The organism is Limnobacter sp. MED105, from assembly GCF_000170915.1.
In the GTDB taxonomy this organism is placed as follows: Bacteria; Pseudomonadota; Gammaproteobacteria; order Burkholderiales; family Burkholderiaceae_B; genus Limnobacter.
The window spans coordinates 1-18475 of record NZ_ABCT01000012.1 but is presented as its reverse complement, the minus strand read 5'-3'; the positions used below and the strand labels follow the sequence as shown (position 1 = coordinate 18475).

Sequence of the window (18475 nt, the reverse complement as noted above, 5' to 3'; positions counted from 1 at the left end):
AAGGAGACACCAACACAAAAACACCCATATGAATCGCAATTCCTACCGTGCAGTGCGCGCCGTTTTTACTTTGACTACGCTGGCCACATTGGCAGGCTGCTTGGGCGAAAGCAGCGACCCGGCCCAAACCGATGGCCGCACCAACCCCAATGAAAACCCGGGCAACAATGAGTTTGTCGACACCGCAGGTTTGCAATGTGCACTCACCGACCCCAATTTGTTGATTGGTGAGGGGCAAGACAGCCCATCCATCAACCCGGCCAGCACGCCGAACAGCAATGTACAACCCAGCACGGGTTTGAATAGCGGCGCCTGCAAAAACAACATGGCCTTCACCATGGGCACTGGCATCGTAGACATTACCGGCCCGGCAGCAGGCTCCGTGATGATGGGTTACGAAAGCCCCACCCATGCAAGCCTGGGTCTGCACACGCGCCAGTTTTCTCGCGCCTATGTGATCGGTTCGCCGTGCAACGGCAATCGCGTGGTGTATGTGGTGAACGACCTCGGCATGATTTTCCATGCCGTGCGCCAAGGCGTGCTGAACAAAGTGGCCGCCGACACTGAACTGGCCGGGTTTTACAACGAACAGAACATCATGCTGAACGCCACCCACACCCACGCAGGGCCCGGTGGTTATGCGCACTTCACCGCCTTCAACGCTTTCCGTTTAGGCCATGACGAAGAAGTGTACAACTTCATCGTCGACGGCATTGTTGAAGCCATTCGCCGCGCACACGCCAACCTGCAGGCCAATCCGGAACCCGGGCGCTTGCTGGTCAACAATGGTGAATTGTTGAACGCCAATGTGAATCGTTCAGCCGTGGCCTACGATCAAAACCCGCAGGAAGAGCGCAACCAGTATTTGAACCAGCGCGGTGAAAGCCAGAATGTGAACAAGGAAATGGCATTGCTGAAACTACGCCGCGCCGATGGAACGCCGATCGGGCAAATCAACTGGTTTGGTGTGCACCCCACCACCACAGGCAACACCAATCCCTTGATTTCTTCGGACAACAAAGGCTGGGCTGCGTTGGCATTTGAAAAATTAATGGGAACGCAATACGAAGCCCCCGCCGGCAAAGATACTTTTGTGGCCGCCTTTGCACAAACCGATGAGGGCGACAGCAGCCCCAATATTTTTTTCAAAGACAAACCATTTGAAGAACGTGGTGGGTCTACAGACGAGCTGAAGGCTGTGGAAATCAACGGCAGCAAACAACTGGCACGTGCGCTCACCCTGTACCGGGATGCCAACCAAATGGTGCGCGGTGGTGTGAACTTTGCGCAATTTCACGTGACGATGGACGCTGTGGAAATTACAGACCCTGCAGTGTTGAATTCACTGCGCCACCCGGAATCGCTGAACAGCGCCGTGAAGAAAACCTGCACCGCCGCCATGGGCGTTTCATTTGGTGCAGGTGCTGAAGACGGCCCCGGCCCTACTGTGGAAGGCGCAAGCTGCAATGCGCGCACAGACCCTGCCCGCCTGACGCGCGACCTGGCTGCGCTGGCCGCTGGCAAACTGCCACCGGAGGTGTTGGCAACAGCTGTTCTCTGTAACTTGAACGACCTGCCCTTTGATGCCATACCACTTGGCACCAGTCTGAGTTGTCAGGCTGAAAAACCCGTGCTGTTTGTACTCGGCCCACCCCTAAACTTCAGTAACAATGTGTTGCCGTTCCAGTTGTTCACTATCGGCAATGTGGCTGTGTTGGGTCTGCCTTGGGAAATTACCACCATGGCCGGGCGGCGCATTCGCCAGACCGTGCTGGAAGTGCTGGAACCGCAGGGCATCGACCAAGTGATCATCAGTGGCTTAAGCAATGATTTTGTAAATTACCTCACCACGCGTGAGGAATACTCGATTCAGCAATACGAAGGTGCGTCCACCCAATTCGGCCCGTGGACCCTGGCCGCTGTGCAGCAGGAAAGCCGCAGGCTGGCCCTGTCATTGGCCAACTCGTCGAACAATACGAGTCAACCACCCGCTGGCCCACCCCGTACAGTGACCAGCAACCCGATTCCACGCCCACCCTACCTACCATTTGACCAGGCACCTGGTGCTGCTTTCGGCGATGTACTGGTGCAACCCACACCCTCGGTTGCTGCTGGCAACACAGTGACTGCCCAGTTTCAAAGCGCCCACCCGCGCAACATGAAAACCCGCGGACTGGCGATTGTAGAGGTAGAGCGACTGAATGCAAAAGGTGAATGGGAAAGTTTCACCCACGACCGCTCGCCAGAACTTGTTTTCCGCTGGCAACCCTTCGAGCCCACGCCTTACCTCAGCCCTGTTCCCCTGCCCGGCTTCGTGTCCACCGCCCTGGCTGAATGGAAAATTCCTGCGAATACACCGGCTGGCAAATATCGAATCAAGCATCGGGGAGTTGCGGTGCCTGCAGGAACACCCGGGACATTTGAAGGTGTGAGCGAAGCTTTTGATGTAACGGCCACCGGGGCCACGTGTAGTGACGGGAGGGTTTTGTGATTTATCGACTTTTATCCAGCCTCGCAGCCGCATCGCTGCTGCTGTCTGCATGCGGCGGCGACTCGAGTAATTCAAACAGCGCAGGCTCGCGTGTGGGTGCAAGCGCGGCCAACACCACCAATCCGTTCCCGGGCTATCAAAGCACCCTGTACACCGGCACCAGCAATTGGTTGTGCCACCCCGATTTATTCGGAAGCAGCAATGTGTGCAATGGCAACTTTGACAGCACCGCTGTGGCCAGCGATGCCTCTGCCACCACGCTAAGCTATACACCGGCAGCTGCGCCACCAGTGGACTGCTTTTATGTGTACCCCACCACCAGCATCGACCTGGCTGGCAATTCGGATTTGAATGACGACCTGCAAGAACAACAAACCACAGCATTGCAATTTGGCCGCTATGGCGAAGTGTGCCGCCAGTTTGCACCGGTGTACCGCCAACGCACCCTGACTGCACTGGGACTGACTACATTCACGGGCGCCCTGGGTGGCATTGACATTGCACCCAACGCAGGCGAAGTCGCCTATGCCGATGTGCTCGATGCCTTCAAGGAATACATTGCCAACCAAAGCGAAGGACGTGGTTTCATTCTGGTAGGACACTCCCAGGGATCGGGTATTTTGCGCAGGCTGATCGCCGAGGAAATTGAAACCCGCCCCGCCTTGCTGAGCAGGTTTATCTCCGCACACATTCCTGGTACCAATGTACTGGTGCCCACTGGTCGCGACGTTGGCGCTTCATTTCAAAAAGTACCCGCCTGCCGAAGTGCAAACCAACTGGGCTGTGTCGTGGCCTACGTCACCTACCGCGCAGGCGATCCTCAACTTGAAGATCCACGTTTCGGCTTAAGCAGTGAAGAAGGCACGCAAGTGCTGTGTACCAACCCTGCTGCCCTGGCGGGCGGGCAAGCCGACCTGTTTCCAATTGTGCCGCGCCAGCAACCACCGGTGTTTCGCGTGTTGCTGATTCCGCGCGGACCTGGTGGGCCGTATGCCAACCCGATCAGCAACCTCACCATTCCCACGCCCTACTACTCCATGCCCGGGCAGATCAAGGGCGAATGCAAGGTGGGGCCCAACGGGGTCAGCTATCTGGAAGCCAGCATTGTTGCCGACCCCGATGATCCCCGTGCAGACGACTATCCCGGTGAGTTTATTGGCGGCACCAACTGGGGCTTCCACCTGATTGATGTGTCGATTGCCCAAGGCGACTTGATTCGCCTGGCACAACGCCAGGCAACCAGTTACCTGCGGCAATAAAACAGCGCAAGGTGAGCCACTTTATTCCACATTCGTGCTGCACTCCGCAGCACTGGGTGTGTGGTGGCAACGCACTTTTTTCAGCAGACTCATCATGCGTTTGTCGTACACGCCTTCTTGCGTCAGTTGCACACGCGCCTGCTGCATCATCACATTGTATTTTTCCTGATCGGCAGGCGTCACGTTCATCCAGTATTTGGCGGGCACCTGCTTTTCAATGGTCCTCACTGCGTCCAATGCCTGGTCAATGAACCCCAAACCGAACTTGCGCATTTTTTTCAAGCGATCATCCAGATCAGGAATTTCCTTCTCCAAACGCGTGCGGTTGATAATGGCTGAACCCGTTACGTTCAACAGCGGCATTTTGTACACGCCGCCCTTGGTGCCAAGGCCACGATAAAGCTCCAGCGGTGCAAAGGCCACAGCTGGCGCGGCCACAATATCAACCACACCGTTGTTGAATTTTTGTGCAAAGTTTGTAATGTCGCTGGGCACAGCCTGAGCACCCAATTGCTGAATCATTTTGGCCTGGCTTTTGTCCCAGTCCATCACAGCCACTTTTTTTCCTGCAGCCTTTTCAATCGAATCAATGGCACGGTCATTCACCATCACATACGCTGCGCCCAGTGGGGCCATGCCCACCACCTGGTACTTGCCTTGAATGGACAAATCGTAAAGTGCGTCGCTTCCCATCAGCACTTGCAAGGCTGTTTTGACATGATCGTAGGAAGGCAATGCACCGACCGCATCAAAACTGCCCATAAACTGGTTAAACAAACGTGCACGCAAGGTGGTGATACCCACCGCCTCGCACTGACCAGTGCGAAAAGACTCTGTGGCCACCGTTTCATTGGTGTGGGGAATGAGTTCAGCAAATACATTCCACTTGCGTGCTTCCAGCGCAATGTCCTGCGCCACGCTGAACACTGGACCAGCCTTGCCCAAAATATCAAAAATGCAAATCTTGATGTGCAGTGGTTTGTCCAGTGGCTTCATCTCCTTCATCAGTTGGCGAGACACATTGCCAATTAAGTTAGGAGGAATTTCCGGACCTTTGACTTGAGACAAAACGGGGCCAGGCGCAAAGGTGCTAGACAGCACTACCAAGACGAACAGGAGACGGGTGAGCATTGTGTTGTTCCAGTAAGGCGGAGGAATGAGGCACTGCAACACAGATGTAACTGAGCGGTTACATCTTGAATGAATCACAAGGCAGGGTCAATCTTGCAACGCAATATGATCCCCAGCGGTTTCTTCACGCGCTCATCAATGTTACAAATAAAAAGGTACATTAAAACCAAGCAGGAACGTCATGGAACCCTTGTCCGAATTCTTGTCACTGGCCTATCAGTGGCTAACCACCCCATTGTTCAATTCCGAAGACAGTACGTTTTCAATGGCCAGTATTGTTGGTCTTTTGACAATTATTGTGCTGGCTTGGTGGGGAGCTGCCACCGTTGAAAAAATCATTCAACGCACCACCAAAGGCAAAACCTACAAGGGGATTGATGAATCCACCATGTATCTGCTGGGCCGCCTGCTGCGCTACACCATCTGGGTTGTGGGCACATTAATGGGACTTTCATACATCGGCTTTAACTTGAGTGGCCTTGCGTTTTTGGGCGGTGCCATTGGTGTCGGTATTGGCTTTGGTTTACAGAATATTTTCAGCAACTTCATGTCGGGCATTATCCTGATTGTTGAGCGTAGTCTGAAAATCGGCGACTTTGTTGAAATGTCTTCCGGTGCCACCGGGGTTGTGAATGAAATCGGATTGCGGTTCACGCGCATTACCACACGCGACAATGTTGACATCATTGTGCCCAACTCAGAATTCATCAACGGCCAGGTCATCAACTGGAGCTTCAGCGAGAAATTTCGTCGAATCCATATACCCTTTGGCGTGGCCTACGGATGCGATAAGGATCTTGTAAAGCAAGCTGCACTGGATGCAGCTGATCGAGTTGAGGGCGCTGTAACCGACAATCCAGCTCGCAAACCTGAGGTATGGCTCGTGGAGTTTGGCGACAACAGCCTTAACTTTGAGTTGGTAATTTGGGTGGGCAATGAATTGATGTCACGCCCAAAACGAACGCAGGCCCTGTTCTTGTGGGAAATTGAAACCGAGCTTCGCAAACACAAGATCGAAATACCCTTCCCGCAACGCGACTTGCACGTGCGTTCAGGGCAACTCGATGTGCGAATGGTCAAGTCGGATTAAAAATCGAGCGAAGCCGACACCGTCAAAGTTCGTGGGTTGCCAATTGTCAGGTAACCGGAACCCGGAAAGCCACCGGCGGATGCCCAGTAATTGCGATCAGTCACATTGTCCAAACGTGCACGCAGTGTCAGCGCTTGATCATTGCCTACAGGCATCACATAACGCACACCCAAATCCAGGCGAGTCCACGAGGGCAATTCCTGCGTATTGGCCGCATTGGCATACTGACTGCTGGTGTAAATTGCGCGGGTCTCGAATGCAAGTCCCTGCACCTGTTCCGGGCTCCATTCCAAGCCGATATTGGCCTGTGCAGAAGGGGCACCAATGGCATCTCGACCATCGGCATCCGTGTTCAAAATGCTCAAACCACCAAGTACCGTGACTGTCTTGCTGGCTTTGCCAAACGCCATGATCTCCAGTCCCTCATTGGTTTGATCGCCCACTTGTGAAAACGTGTTTGAGCTGTCGATGCCGTAGTTGGGTTTTTCACTTTGAAACACCGACACAGAACCGCCCACACTGCCACCGTCATATTTCACACCAAGCTCAATTTGCTCCGTGATGTAAGGTTTGAACACCGTGCCTGCATTGGTCACCGCTTGTCCATTCGCAGTGGCGGGTGCCGTATCACCTTTCACCAAGCCTTCAATGTAGTTGGCGTACACCGAGTACTGCGGGCTTAATTTGAACACCACACCCGCCACAGGCGTTGTTGCACTTTCAGAGTAACTGGCTGTTTGCGCACCTGTATTGCCATCAAAACTGGTGGCTTCAATTTGTTGGTGGCGTGCACCCAGCGTCAACAACAATTGCTCATTCAAAAATGCCATGGTGTCCGCAATGGCCAGGCTGGATGTTTCGGTTTTCTCGGTCAGCAAGGGGCTGTTGAAATTGCCACTGGGGAATGCGCCCAAGGCGGGCTCCGCAACGGGCGTCGGATTGTAAATGTTGTTAGAGAAACCGGCAAAGCTGGAAAAATCGAATGCGTTCTTGGACTCCAACTCGAAAACTGATGCGGTTGTATTCACTGTGTGCTTCACCCCGGCGGTGTGGAACTTGAATCGCAGCCCAGCTTCGGCAGTTTGAACAGAATCCTCGCGCACGTTGGCAAAACGCAATGAATTGGTGTTGCCCTGTTCATCCGTGACAGTTGGGTTGGAAAAATTACCCGCTTCATTGCTTTCGCGCACGCCACCAGCCAACCAGCCTGTCACTACCTCATTGAAATCATACTCGGCACGCACCGTGCCAAACGTGTCTTCTGCGTTGGAGAAGGTCCAGGGCTGCGCGATGCTGCGGTCTGCACGGGGCGTTGCAGGAATGGGCAATCCAGCGCCGATCGTTATATTCGGCTGCGAGGCCTGTAGCTTGTGATCCTGATAACCCAGGTCAGCAGAAATTCTCATTCTGTCGCTGCGAAAATCTGCGCCGATCGCAAACAAAGTCAGTTCACGCGACTCGCCATCCACATTGGTATCACCATCGCGCTGCGCAAAGGTTGCCCGCACACCTGTGCTACCGTCATTGAAGCGGCGTGCAAAGTCGCCAGCCACATAGGTTTCACCACCATCCTGCACACCTGTAGTCACCTGATTGATGTCGTAATTGGGTGCTCGCTTGGGCACCACATTGATGGCACCCCCCAAACCACTACCACCTGGCGCGGCGCCATTCAAAAATGCATTTGCACCGCGCAGCACTTCTACACGTTCCACCAATTCCGAGGCAATGTACTGGCGTGGCAGCAAACCGTACAAGCCGTTGTACGACATGTCATCGGAGAAAATTGGCAAACCCCGCACTAGATACACTTGCTGAAAATTACCAAAACCACGCGCCACACGCACCGCCGGGTCATTCAACAACACCTCGCCGACACTGGCTGCTTGCTGGTCTTGAATCAGCTTCGAGGTGTAGCTGGTCAGATTAAATGGCGTGTCCATGTTCGATTGAGTGCCCAGCAAACCCACACGTCCACCCGAGGCCACCTGGCTACCCGCATATTCAGGAGCCAGACCCTCAGCCGATGCGTCGGCGCTGGCATTGACCTGCACGGAAGGCAACTCGGTGGTTTGGGCAAAAACAGGAGGACACAAAGCCGCGAACACAGCCAAGGTGAGACCATTTAATTTCGGATTCTGGGTGATCATGAGATGATTGGAAAAAATGAATAATCGTCCAATTATAATGATAATTATTATCATTTGTATTAACGAGTGTTAATTTCAACAACATGAATACTGACCTGCGACCCTGGCTCGACTCGTTTTACCAAGCTGAATCCCGCCGCATACTGGCCACACTGATTCGTTTACTGGGTGACTTTGATTTGGCTGAAGAATCCATGCACGATGCTTTCTCAATCGCCCTTCAACAATGGCAACGCCACGGCATACCCGCAAGTCCCCGCGCCTGGATGGTGTCAACAGCCCGCTTTAAAGCCATTGACCAAATTCGCCGGCGTGCGAAATTCGACACCTCGTTTGAAGATGTTGCAGATGAACTGGCTGAGCAACTACACCACGAACCTGCAGATGATGATGAAAGCATTGAAGACGACCGCTTGCGTTTGATATTCACTTGCTGCCACCCCAGCCTGTCGCCTGAAGCACAATTGGCGCTCACTTTGCGAGAGGTATGCGGACTTTCGACCGAAGAAGTGGCCAGTGCATTTTTAAGCACCACGCCCACCATTGCACAGCGCATTGTTCGCGCCAAAACAAAAATTCGCGATGCAAAAATTCCTTACGAAGTGCCACAAGCCGATCAGCTGCAGGAGCGTTTGCATGCTGTATTGCATGTGATCTATCTGGTATTCAATGAAGGCTACTCTGCCTCGAACGGCGAAGCCCTGATTCGCAAGGAACTCTGCAGCGAAGCCATCCGCCTGGGCCGCCTGCTGGTAGAACTGCTGCCGGAACCCGAAGCTGTGGGTCTGCTTGCATTGATGCTATTGAATGACTCTCGCAGAGCAGCACGCTGCACACCCGATGGCGATTTGATTTTGCTGGCAGATCAAAACCGCGAATTGTGGAATCAGGCACAAATCAGCGAAGGTTGCGAACTGGTACTTCAAGCGCTGGCCACCCGCCGCTTTGGTGCCTACACGCTTCAAGCCGCGATCAGCGCTGTGCATGCGGAGGCCTCCCACGCCGAAGAAACGGACTGGATACAAATTGTTGGCCTTTACGACGCATTGCTTGAACACACCCATTCGCCAGTTGTTGCGTTGAATCGTGCCGTAGCAGTTGCAATGCGCGATGGCCCGCAAGCCGGGCTGACACTGCTCGACGAGCTGATGGCGCAAGGGCACCTGCACGACTACCACTTGGCCCATGCTACACGCGCAGATCTTCACCGGCGCCTTGGCCGCCTAAAGGAGGCCAAGGACGCATATCAAGAAGCGCTACGCTTGACGAGGCAGGGGCCAGAACAACGGTTTCTTCAACACCGCATTCGTGACCTTGAGAACAAACTGACAAAAAACAAATAAATATTTTTATCAACTGTCGAATCCCGCCTTGCCCATTCGACTACTTCATGAAAACACCCCCTACAAGGAGAAACCATGAACGCAATCAAGGCAGTACTGGAAAGCTGGCAGCAAGCTGTGGTTGATGAAAACCTGGACAAGATCATGAGCCATTACAGCGATGACATTGTGTCGTTTGATGCAGTCAAAGCGCTGCACATCATCGGCAAACCCAATTACACAGACCACTGGAAATACTGCATGCAGTTGTGCGGTGGCGGCATTATTTTTGAAATCCATCAATTGAACATTCAACACAGCAGCGACCTGGCTTTTTGCCACTACCTGTCGCGTTGCGGTTCGGTGCAAGACTTTGGCAATGAAAACGTTGCCTGGATGCGGGCTACAGTGTGCATGCGCCACCAAAACGGTGAATGGAAAATTGCGCACGAACATTATTCATCCCCGTTCGACCCCGAAACTGGCAAAGCCATTTTTGATGCCCAACCACAATGACGGAGCCAATCATGAAACGACCTGAAATCATGTGTTCTTATTTGAACTTTGACGGCAATTGCGAAGAGGCCATGGCCGCGTATGCAGATGCACTGGACGGCGAACTTGAATGCTGCATGTATTTTGAAGGCAGCGATGCAGAGAATCATGTTCCCGATCACTGGCATGGCAAGGTACTGCACGCTCAATTGAAAATTGGCCCTTGGACGCTGATGGCCTGTGATGCGCCACCGGGCATGTACACCAAACCGCAAGGTATGCACGTTCAAATCACGGTAGACAATGCAGCCGATGCCGAAAAAATTTATGCGGCCTTGTCCAAGGGAGGCACGGTGACCATGAAGCTGGAACGTACGTTCTGGGCTGAACGTTTCGGAATGTGGGTGGATCGCTTTGGTATTCCATGGATGATCAATTTTCAGGGTGATGTGCAATGAAATACCTGTGCCTTGCCCACGAGGAAGAGGCCCTGTTCAAAGCCATGCCACAAGAGCAGTGGCTGGCTTTGAGGCAGGAAACCCTTGACTATGTGGAGTCGTTGAAAGCCAGCGGTCATCTGATCGTCACCCACGCGCTTCAAAGTGCAAACCATGGTGTACTGGTGCGAGTGCGCAATCAAAGGTTGGTAACAACCGACGGGCCTTTTGCAGAAACCAAGGAACAACTGGGTGGTATTTTCTTGGTTGAAGCCCAGGACTTCAACGAGGCCTTGCGAATTGCATCGCAATGGCCTTCTGCTCGGCTGGGAACGATTGAAGTTCGTCCCATTGAAGAATCACTGCGCGAAGATTATCGCTACGGAGACTGAATATGAAATATCTGGCCTTGGTCTACTACGACGAGAGCATCATGAACGGCATGTCGCAACAGGAATGGGATGCGTTGAACAAGGAGTGCATCGCCTGTGTGGAAAACTTAAGCCGCAAAGGCCACTTCATTACGGGCAGCCCTTTGTTGCCAGTGAATACCGCGACCACCGTGCGGGTGCGCAACGGAAAAACACACACCACAGACGGTCCTTTTGCGGAAACCAAAGAACAGCTCGCTGGTTTTTACATGCTGGAGGCCAAAGACCTTAACGAGGCCATTGCACTGGCCGAGAAAATTCCACCCGCCCGCTATGGTTCAATTGAAGTTCGCCCTGCGCGTGAACTTGTAAGCCATGGCAACACCGCCGGCGGGGAACAAACCGGCTGATCTGGGCTGGCCGCCGCCAAATTTACATCGACGTGTTCAATTGCGGCGGCAGGTGGCTTACACCATTGAAACTCAGCAGACTGACTTTGCCTTTGGAGTACAGCACCTCGGTCAGCGATGCATTTCGAATCACGCGAAGCAGGCTGTACCAACTGGAGTCGGGCAAGCCCATCACTTCACACATCAATACAGCAATGGAGCCGGCCGAGGTCACCACCAATTCAACTTGCCCACTGGCCTGCTGTGCATGCGTATGCGCACTCAGCCATTGGCTCAACTGCGCACGAAAATCCTTCAGGCTCAATCGACCAGGAATGGTCACTTCGCCGTTGGCCCACGCACGGCAGGTTGCATCGTAATCATGCAACACGTCGAGCCGTGAACGCCCCGCATCCAGCGCCATCGATCGACCCAGTAATTGTTCCGCAGCGCTGAAAATTTCTTCACCTTCAGCAAACTCGTCCAGTGCAGTATGTTGTTGGCTGGGAATGCCAAATCCACTTTCCTTAAGCAACAAGGCAGCCGTACCAGCCTGCCGCTGACGCGGACCGTGCAGCACCACATTGGGTTGCAAACCATGATTGCACAACCACAGCCCGGTGGCACGGGCCTGGGCTTGCCCCAGTTCCGACAAGGCGTCGTAACGCGCCGCACCAAACGAGGCCTGGCCATGCCGCATCAAAATCAAGGTACTCATGGTTTGTTGCTCACCAATATTTTCGGGTTGCTGGCCAACAAACGGTTTTTACCCACTGCACGCAAATGGCTCAATACCCCAGCATGCTCCGCTTTGTCGGGGTCTGCACCACCGGCACGAATTCGAGCCGCCAATTCACGGTTGGCCCGAGCCACGTCAAATACAGGTTCGCCCATTACTTTGGCCAATCTATTTTGTTCTTCTTGCTCAAGCGCAGTGCCCTGCTGTAACTCACGTTGTGCAATCGACATGGCGTTCATCACCATCAACACATCTCGCTTGGCGTCACCCTGCAACAAAGGCAACACATTGTTTTTCAGCACATCGCGTGCGCACTGCAACAGCGATTCTCCCGTGGGTTGTTCACGCATCAGTTGTGCTCCGTCATGTTCAGAATTTCCCATTCCAGTTCCGGCACAATGTGGCCAGTCAGGGCCAACAGCAGTGAGTTTTCCTGACCGGAACAAAAGCGTTGTGCCTGTTCAATGGCCACCACCGCCCAACGCACATGCGCCATTACTTCCCAATAATGAATTTGGTCGCGATCAATCTTGCGACCAGACTCGGCCTCATAACCTTGGTAAAAATGTTCACGCATACCAATGCCACCGGCCTGTAAATCGTCTTGCCCAAAGCGCCAGCATTTCGCGCAGAACCAGCCAATGTCTTCCAGCGGATCACTCCACCCGGCGAATTCCCAATCCAGAATTCCGGTGAGTCCTTTTTCATCCACCATGTAATTGCCAGTGCGAAAATCGCCGTGCGCTAATGTAATCAAACCACGCGGTGGTGCATGTCGTTCAAGCCAGCGCAAACCCCACTCCAACGCCGGGTAAGCCGTGTGGTGTTGATCCAGATAATTGCGATGTGTGTTGATTCGGTAAAGCGCCGGCGACTCAGTGTAGGTGTGCAAAAAATCAAGTGCCTCTACAGGCGGCTTGATCGAATGAATTCGCGCCAGTTCCCGACCCAACCGGTGAGCGAGTTCAACACGGTCAGGGGCGTAAGTACTGTTCTTCACCAGCACATGGCCAGCGGCTGTACCCGCGATTCGACGCATCACAAAAAACGGGCGACCAAACACGGACGTATCGGTGCACAAACACAAGGGTTGGGGCACAGTGACGCCTGCGTTGAACACGGTTTGCAACAAGGCAAATTCCTGCGCGCGGCCGTGGCTAATTGCCACGCCAGCGGTGGGAGAATCGCAACGCAACACGGTGTTGAGCACACCATCAAAAGCACCACCAATTACCCGCAAATCAAGTGCCCAGTTTTCTTGTACAGCACCGCCTGAAAGCAAGGCCGCTTTCAGAATTTCAACTGTGCGTGCGGCCAAGGCCTGCGCCAAATATTTCTCCAGCGGTTGTTGTTGAATGCTGTTCATATTAAAGTGCACTGACCAAATGTCCACGATCCACAGCCACGCAAGCGCCTGTCATGCCCGCCCCTGCATTCGAGGCCAACAGCAGCAGCGGCCCAGTCAAATCGCTGAGCTCACAAAACTGCCGTGTTGGAATTCGCTTGCGTAATTTGTCGCCCAACTCGCTGGCCAAAAACTCACTGTTCATGTCGGTGGCTACATAACCGGGCAAAATAGCATTCACGCGGATGTTGTACCGCGCCAACTCCAGCGCCATGGCCTTGGTGGCCTGCACCAAACCCGCTTTCGAAATGGCATAAGGTCCCACTGCACCACCCACGCGCTCGCCCAAAATGGACGCGATGTTCACAATCGATCCCGGCTTGCCTGCAGCAGCCAGGGCACGCGCAAGCTCGGTGCCCACCAGCCAGCAACCCTTTAAGTTGGTGTCCAGTATTTGGTCCCAGTCTTCTTCGGTTTGCTCCAGCATGGGTTTGGCAATCGACTGGCCCGCGTTGTTTACCAACACATCGGGTACACCGTACTGCTTCACGATTTGAGCCATTGCGTTCTTCACAGAACTTGAATTGCTCACGTCCATGGCGACCGCATGGGCCACTGCGCCTGAAGCCTGAATTTGCTCCAACACTTGCTGCAATTTCTCGACATTGCGTGCACTCAATACCACCGTGGCACCTGCATGGGCCAACACCTGCCCAAAGTGTTTTCCCAAGCCACTGGAAGCACCGGTGACCAGAACCAGCTTGCCCTGCATGGAAAATAGATCGTTATTAATCATCGCTTTTCCTTATTTTTTATCCAGACCTGCAATCAGCTTTTTGCCCATGCTGAAACGGTGCACTTCACTGGGGCCATCGTAAATTCTGAAGGCACGCATGTCGGTAAAAATTCGGCTCACAATCGTTTCACCGGTCACGCCCTGCCCGCCCAAAATTTGCACACTGCGATCCACCACCCGCCACTCGGCTTCCGAGCAAACCACCTTCGCACGACTTGATTCAAAATTGCAACGCTCGCCCTGGTCCAGCATCCAGGCTGTGTGCCAAATGTGCAAACGCGCCGTGTGCAAATCCATTTCATTGTCGGCCAGCATGAAACTCACACCCTCATGTGCGCCCAGTTGCACACCAAAGGCTTGCCGCTTGCGGGCGTAGTCCAATGCAATGTCATGGGTGCGGCGCGCCTGGCCCAGCCAGCGCATGCAGTGGGTTAAACGCGCCGGTGCCAAGCGCACTTGGGCGTACCGAAAGCCCTTGCCGATTTCACCCAGCACACTGCTTTCATGCACGCGCAAATTGTTGAATCTCAACACGCCATGTCCACCCGTGAAGCACGCATCCATTGCATCCATGGTGCGAACATACTCAATGCCGGGCGCATCCATGTCGCTTAAAAACATGGTGGCGGTGCCGTCTTCCATTTTTGCCATGATGATTGCAAAACTTGCCCCTTCAGCGCCAGTGATAAACCACTTGTCACCATTGATCACATAATGATCGCGGTCTTTCACAGCCGTGGTTTGCATCATGGAAGGGTCGGCACCCGCACCGGGTGCAGGTTCGGTCATGGCGAAACACGAGCGAATTTTTCCCTGCACCATGGGTTTGAGCCAGCGTTCTTTTTGTTCGGGCGTGGCAACCACTTCCAGCAAGTGAATATTGCCTTCGTCAGGCGCATGAATGTTCATGGCCGTGGGACCCAGTGTGGAATAACCAGCCTCTTCAAAAGCGATTGCTTTTTCAATGTGACTCCAGCCACGTCCCCCCAGTTCTGTGGAGGCATGCGGGGTCAGCAACCCTGCTTCTCTTGCGAGGCCCACCAATTCCTCCCGCAATTCCTCCGAGGGACCGTGCGCAGTTTGTCGAGGGTCTTTTTCCAGGGGAATAATGTGTTCTGCGATGAAAGTTCGCACTTCGGCCTGAAGTGACTTCAATGCAGGGGTCAGGGAAAAATCCATGGGGCACTCCGTGTCAGTCGATTCTTCTACTGTAATCGAGTTAAACACGGCAGCCCGAACACAGGCCGCGTGGCTGACTTATGGATAACCCTGAAGGCCATCCATATTTATTTCCAAGGCAGCACCGGTGCTGTTAATCGAGCAGCCACGCCGGTGCGTGAAATTTCGTCTTTCACATCCCCAAACCGTGGCCCGCCCTGCTCCCATTCACGTTGAGCCTGCGCAATCGCTTCTTTACTGTGGCCCACAAAATTCCACCACATTTGCACCGGCGCATCAAAAGGCAAACCACCCAGCAGCAACACCCGCGAGTCGGTGCCCAAGGTCATCTGGAGCTTGTTCAAACCCGGTTCTAAATACGCAAACTCATCAGGTGTGTAAGTTTCACCCGCCACATTCACCTGCCCTGTCAAAGGCAGGTATCCGTATTCAAAATCCGGGTTCAAACTCAGGTTAACCGTGCCGCCCTGTTCGCTGAACAAATCCATACCCAGCATTTCTGAATACACAGCAGTGGGTGCTTCCAAATCACCATAAGCACCAGCCAGCAAAGTGTGTTGAATACCTTCAGAATGCCAAACGGGCAATTCCGGATAATGTGCAAAATCGGGTTCACAATCGGCCAGTTCTTCTGGCAAGGCGATCCACAATTGCGCAGCATGCAAGCGGCCGCCATTCACCACTGAATCTTCGGTGTGCACAATGCCATGGCCTGCAGTCATTAAATTCACTTGCCCGGGGCGAATAATCAGTTCATTGCCCAAGCTGTCTTTGTGAAGCACTTCGCCGTCGATCAGCCAGGTGAAGGTTTGCAAGGCCGTGTGCGGGTGTGCACCCACATGCATGCCTTTGCCGGGTGCAAAATTAACAGGCCCAGCATGGTCTAGAAAACACCATGCCCCCACCATGCGCTGGTGGCGACTGGGCAAGGCACGTTTCACCAACATGCCTTCGCCCAAATCGGCGCTTCGAAGTTCAATTCGTCTGATTTTGTTCATGTCAAAATCATAACGCCTTGCACCTATTTCGTCAGCGCGGTGTAGCTGGTAATCAGGTTGCGATAATCGGGAATGTGATTCGAGAACAAGGCACCCAAACCTTCAATGTCATTGCGCCAGTCGCGGTGCAATTCACAGGCCACGCCAAACCAGGTCATCAACTGGGCGCCTGCATTGCTCATTCTTTCCCAGGCAGAATGGCGCGTCAGTTCATTGAAGGTGCCCGATGCATCGGTCACCACAAACACCTCATAACCTTCTTCAAGGGCCGACAAGGCTGGAAATGCAACACACACCTCGGTCACGACACCCGCAATAATCAGTTGCTTTTTGCCGGTTGCTTTCACGGCAGCCAGGAATTCTTCGTTGTCCCAAGCATTGATCTGTCCGGGGCGTGCAATGTAAGGCGCATCCGGAAAAATCTCTTTTAGCTCAGGCACCAAAGGGCCGTTTGGGCCAGTCTCAAAACTGGTCGTCAAAATGGTGGGCAAGTTGAAATATTTGGCCAAATCAGCCAGCGCCAACACATTGTTTTTGAAACGATCAGGATCGATGTCCCGCACCAGCGACAGCAAACCGGCCTGGTGATCAACCAACAGCACAGCAGCATTGTTTTTGTCGAGACGAATGTAAGGCTTGCTCATGTTGTCTTCCTTTTTACATTGACAGTTGATAATGGCAATATGCTATTGAAACAATCAATCTTTGATAAGCAGGCACAATTTCAACAATTCGTTCTACAAATAGAACAGTAACGAGCAAGCATTCATGGATCTAAACGACCTGTACTACTTCGCCAAAGTGGTTGAACACCAGGGTTTTTCAGCGGCAGCGCGCGCCTTGGGCATACCAAAATCGAAAATAAGCCGTCGAATTGCCGAGCTTGAGAAGCGTCTGAATACGCAGCTGTTGTATCGCTCTACCCGCAAACTGCACATCACTGAAATCGGGAAAACCTATTACCAGCACTGCAAGGCCATGTTGATCGAAGCAGAGAGCGCGCAGGAAGTGATTGAACACAATCACGCCGAGCCACGTGGCCTGATCCGCATGACTTGCCCCATTGCCCTGCTGCACGCACACATCGGCGACATGCTGGCCGAGTTTTTGGTGAAACATCCGCAAGTCACTGTCCACATGGAGGCCAGTAATCGTCGGGTGGACGTGGTGGCCGAGGGTGTCGACCTTGCCATACGGGTTCGCCCCTTGCCCCTGGACAGCAGTGATTTGGTGCTGAAAGTGCTTTCGGACAGGGGCCTGTGTTTGGTGGCCTCGCCCTGCCTGATCAACAAGATGGGCGCGCCCAAGCACCCGAAAGATTTGATTCACTGGCCAAGCTTGGGCCTGGGGCAAACCCAAGGCCAGGTTCAAACCGCTTTTGAGTGGTGCCTGACGCACGCCAGTGGCGAACGAATCGTCATACCTCATTCGCCACGGCTGGTCACGACCGACATGGTTGCATTGCGCGCCAGTGCCATGGCGGGTGTAGGTGTAGTTCAACTGCCCAACCTGATGGTGCCCAAGCAAGTGGCCAATGGCGAGCTGGTCAAGCTATTGCCAGACTGGTCGCCGCGTCGCGAGATCATTCATGTGGTGTTTCCTTCCAGACGCGGCATGTTGCCTGCCGTGCGCGCACTGATCGACTTTCTTTGCGAGAAGTACGACTCCTTCGACGAGGAGTGACCCATTTTTTTTCCGGTATTAATATGGAAGACATGCTGAAGGTCAAAAATATCAATTGCCCCTGCCTATAGGGTAAATTTATAAAAACAACTTGATTGATAGGATTTAGCACCCTACACTGAATTCAGCAGTTAATAATTAACGGCAACAAAGGAGAGATGTATGTCAAATGATGCAAAGTGCCCCTTCACGGGCGACGGTCCCAAAACAGCGATTGCCGGCACACCCACTAACGCAAGCTGGTGGCCCAACGCGTTGAACATTAAGTTGTTGAACCAGAACTCCCCATTGACAGACCCCATGGGTGAAGACTTCGACTACGTAGAAGAAGTCAAGAAACTCGACGTACCCGCCCTTCTGAAAGACCTGGAAGCGCTGTACACCAATTCCCAAGAGTGGTGGCCTGCCGATTATGGCCACTATGGCCCATTCTTCGTTCGCATGACATGGCACGCCGCTGGTACTTACCGTATCGCCGACGGCCGTGGCGGTGCTGGCACCGGCATGCAGCGTTTTGCGCCACTGAACAGCTGGCCCGACAACGGCAACCTGGACAAGGCACGTCGCCTGTTGTGGCCCATCAAGCAAAAATATGGCAAG

The 18475-nt window shown here is 53.5% G+C and carries 19 protein-coding genes; 10 read left to right on the top strand and 9 right to left on the bottom strand.

The genetic code is table 11. The features are described 5' to 3' along the window. The first annotated feature begins 28 nt into the window (after positions 1-28). Positions 29-2491 (top strand): neutral/alkaline non-lysosomal ceramidase N-terminal domain-containing protein, encoded by a 2463-nt coding sequence (locus LMED105_RS11180; protein ID WP_008251272.1) that lies wholly within the window; start codon positions 29-31, stop codon positions 2489-2491. After that, positions 2488-3750, top strand: a complete 1263-nt coding sequence (locus LMED105_RS11175; protein WP_008251270.1) for a DUF3089 domain-containing protein — start codon at positions 2488-2490, stop codon at positions 3748-3750. Before LMED105_RS11180 ends, LMED105_RS11175 begins: the two co-directional genes overlap by 4 nt. Before the next feature lie 21 nt (positions 3751-3771). On the opposite strand, the gene LMED105_RS11170 is transcribed toward LMED105_RS11175, so the two are convergent. Next, positions 3772-4881: a putative solute-binding protein gene (locus LMED105_RS11170; protein WP_008251262.1), complete on the bottom strand. Its 1110-nt coding sequence runs from the start codon at positions 4879-4881 to the stop codon at positions 3772-3774. A 181-nt stretch (positions 4882-5062) separates the two neighbouring features. Here LMED105_RS11170 and LMED105_RS11165 point away from each other — a divergent pair, with 181 nt between their 5' ends. Beyond that, positions 5063-5971, top strand: a complete 909-nt coding sequence (locus LMED105_RS11165; protein WP_008251260.1) for a mechanosensitive ion channel family protein — start codon at positions 5063-5065, stop codon at positions 5969-5971. On the opposite strand, the gene LMED105_RS11160 is transcribed toward LMED105_RS11165, so the two are convergent. Continuing rightward, positions 5968-8121 carry a TonB-dependent siderophore receptor gene (locus LMED105_RS11160; protein WP_008251259.1) on the bottom strand — a complete coding sequence of 718 codons (2154 nt, stop codon included), beginning with the start codon at positions 8119-8121 and terminating at the stop codon, positions 5968-5970. The genes LMED105_RS11165 and LMED105_RS11160 overlap by 4 nt on opposite strands. A gap of 83 nt (positions 8122-8204) precedes the next feature. Between LMED105_RS11160 and LMED105_RS11155 the strand changes: the two genes are divergently transcribed. From LMED105_RS11155 to LMED105_RS11135, 5 genes are all read left to right on the top strand, one after another. Then, positions 8205-9464: an RNA polymerase sigma factor gene (locus tag LMED105_RS11155; protein ID WP_008251258.1), complete on the top strand. Its 1260-nt coding sequence runs from the start codon at positions 8205-8207 to the stop codon at positions 9462-9464. A 75-nt stretch (positions 9465-9539) separates the two neighbouring features. Further along, positions 9540-9959, top strand: coding sequence for a nuclear transport factor 2 family protein (locus LMED105_RS11150; protein ID WP_008251257.1), 420 nt, complete (start codon positions 9540-9542; stop codon positions 9957-9959). Positions 9960-9970: 11 nt separating this feature from the next. Next, complete coding sequence (locus LMED105_RS11145; protein ID WP_040513311.1) at positions 9971-10396, top strand: VOC family protein; 426 nt, start codon at positions 9971-9973, stop codon at positions 10394-10396. After that, a complete protein-coding gene (locus LMED105_RS11140) occupies positions 10393-10767 on the top strand; it encodes a YciI family protein (protein ID WP_008251255.1) in 375 nt (124 codons plus the stop codon). The genes LMED105_RS11145 and LMED105_RS11140 overlap by 4 nt, the downstream gene beginning before the upstream one ends. Before the next feature lie 2 nt (positions 10768-10769). After that, positions 10770-11156, top strand: a complete 387-nt coding sequence (locus LMED105_RS11135; protein WP_008251254.1) for a YciI family protein — start codon at positions 10770-10772, stop codon at positions 11154-11156. Positions 11157-11178: 22 nt separating this feature from the next. On the opposite strand, the gene LMED105_RS11130 is transcribed toward LMED105_RS11135, so the two are convergent. The 7 genes from LMED105_RS11130 to ycaC all read right to left on the bottom strand — a co-directional run bounded on the left by LMED105_RS11130 (position 11179) and on the right by ycaC (position 16836). After that, on the bottom strand, positions 11179-11853 hold the full coding sequence (locus tag LMED105_RS11130; protein WP_008251253.1) for a histidine phosphatase family protein: 675 nt from the start codon (positions 11851-11853) through the stop codon (positions 11179-11181). Beyond that, positions 11850-12257: a DUF6285 domain-containing protein gene (locus tag LMED105_RS11125; RefSeq protein WP_156799666.1), complete on the bottom strand. Its 408-nt coding sequence runs from the start codon at positions 12255-12257 to the stop codon at positions 11850-11852. The genes LMED105_RS11130 and LMED105_RS11125 overlap by 4 nt, the downstream gene beginning before the upstream one ends. Then, the gene (locus tag LMED105_RS11120) at positions 12224-13240 is read right to left on the bottom strand and encodes a phosphotransferase family protein (protein ID WP_008251251.1); all 1017 of its coding nucleotides are present in this window, start codon (positions 13238-13240) and stop codon (positions 12224-12226) included. Before LMED105_RS11120 ends, LMED105_RS11125 begins: the two co-directional genes overlap by 34 nt. Before the next feature lies 1 nt (position 13241). Beyond that, complete coding sequence (locus LMED105_RS11115) at positions 13242-14015, bottom strand: SDR family NAD(P)-dependent oxidoreductase (RefSeq protein ID WP_040513300.1); 774 nt, start codon at positions 14013-14015, stop codon at positions 13242-13244. Positions 14016-14024: 9 nt separating this feature from the next. Then, positions 14025-15194, bottom strand: a complete 1170-nt coding sequence (locus tag LMED105_RS11110) for an acyl-CoA dehydrogenase family protein (protein WP_008251249.1) — start codon at positions 15192-15194, stop codon at positions 14025-14027. 107 nt (positions 15195-15301) lie between these two features. Beyond that, the gene (locus LMED105_RS11105; protein ID WP_008251248.1) at positions 15302-16192 is read right to left on the bottom strand and encodes a pirin family protein; all 891 of its coding nucleotides are present in this window, start codon (positions 16190-16192) and stop codon (positions 15302-15304) included. 23 nt (positions 16193-16215) lie between these two features. Beyond that, positions 16216-16836, bottom strand: a complete 621-nt coding sequence (ycaC, locus tag LMED105_RS11100; RefSeq protein WP_008251246.1) for an isochorismate family cysteine hydrolase YcaC — start codon at positions 16834-16836, stop codon at positions 16216-16218. Between the two features lie 124 nt (positions 16837-16960). Between ycaC and LMED105_RS11095 the strand changes: the two genes are divergently transcribed. Beyond that, positions 16961-17875, top strand: coding sequence for a LysR family transcriptional regulator (locus LMED105_RS11095; protein WP_008251232.1), 915 nt, complete (start codon positions 16961-16963; stop codon positions 17873-17875). Between the two features lie 162 nt (positions 17876-18037). After that, a partial coding sequence (locus LMED105_RS11090) for a peroxidase family protein (protein ID WP_008251230.1) occupies positions 18038-18475 on the top strand: 438 nt, incomplete at its 3' end.

Coding starts and splice junctions, on each gene's coding strand:
- LMED105_RS11180 (WP_008251272.1), top strand. CDS start 29: ATGAATCGCAATTCCTACCGTGCAGTGCGCGCCGTTTTTACTTTGACT.
- LMED105_RS11170 (WP_008251262.1), bottom strand. CDS start 4,881: ATGCTCACCCGTCTCCTGTTCGTCTTGGTAGTGCTGTCTAGCACCTTT.
- LMED105_RS11165 (WP_008251260.1), top strand. CDS start 5,063: ATGGAACCCTTGTCCGAATTCTTGTCACTGGCCTATCAGTGGCTAACC.
- LMED105_RS11160 (WP_008251259.1), bottom strand. CDS start 8,121: ATGATCACCCAGAATCCGAAATTAAATGGTCTCACCTTGGCTGTGTTC.
- LMED105_RS11155 (WP_008251258.1), top strand. CDS start 8,205: ATGAATACTGACCTGCGACCCTGGCTCGACTCGTTTTACCAAGCTGAA.
- LMED105_RS11150 (WP_008251257.1), top strand. CDS start 9,540: ATGAACGCAATCAAGGCAGTACTGGAAAGCTGGCAGCAAGCTGTGGTT.
- LMED105_RS11145 (WP_040513311.1), top strand. CDS start 9,971: ATGAAACGACCTGAAATCATGTGTTCTTATTTGAACTTTGACGGCAAT.
- LMED105_RS11140 (WP_008251255.1), top strand. CDS start 10,393: ATGAAATACCTGTGCCTTGCCCACGAGGAAGAGGCCCTGTTCAAAGCC.
- LMED105_RS11135 (WP_008251254.1), top strand. CDS start 10,770: ATGAAATATCTGGCCTTGGTCTACTACGACGAGAGCATCATGAACGGC.
- LMED105_RS11130 (WP_008251253.1), bottom strand. CDS start 11,853: ATGAGTACCTTGATTTTGATGCGGCATGGCCAGGCCTCGTTTGGTGCG.
- LMED105_RS11125 (WP_156799666.1), bottom strand. CDS start 12,257: ATGGGAAATTCTGAACATGACGGAGCACAACTGATGCGTGAACAACCC.
- LMED105_RS11120 (WP_008251251.1), bottom strand. CDS start 13,240: ATGAACAGCATTCAACAACAACCGCTGGAGAAATATTTGGCGCAGGCC.
- LMED105_RS11115 (WP_040513300.1), bottom strand. CDS start 14,015: ATGATTAATAACGATCTATTTTCCATGCAGGGCAAGCTGGTTCTGGTC.
- LMED105_RS11110 (WP_008251249.1), bottom strand. CDS start 15,194: ATGGATTTTTCCCTGACCCCTGCATTGAAGTCACTTCAGGCCGAAGTG.
- LMED105_RS11105 (WP_008251248.1), bottom strand. CDS start 16,192: ATGAACAAAATCAGACGAATTGAACTTCGAAGCGCCGATTTGGGCGAA.
- ycaC (WP_008251246.1), bottom strand. CDS start 16,836: ATGAGCAAGCCTTACATTCGTCTCGACAAAAACAATGCTGCTGTGCTG.
- LMED105_RS11095 (WP_008251232.1), top strand. CDS start 16,961: ATGGATCTAAACGACCTGTACTACTTCGCCAAAGTGGTTGAACACCAG.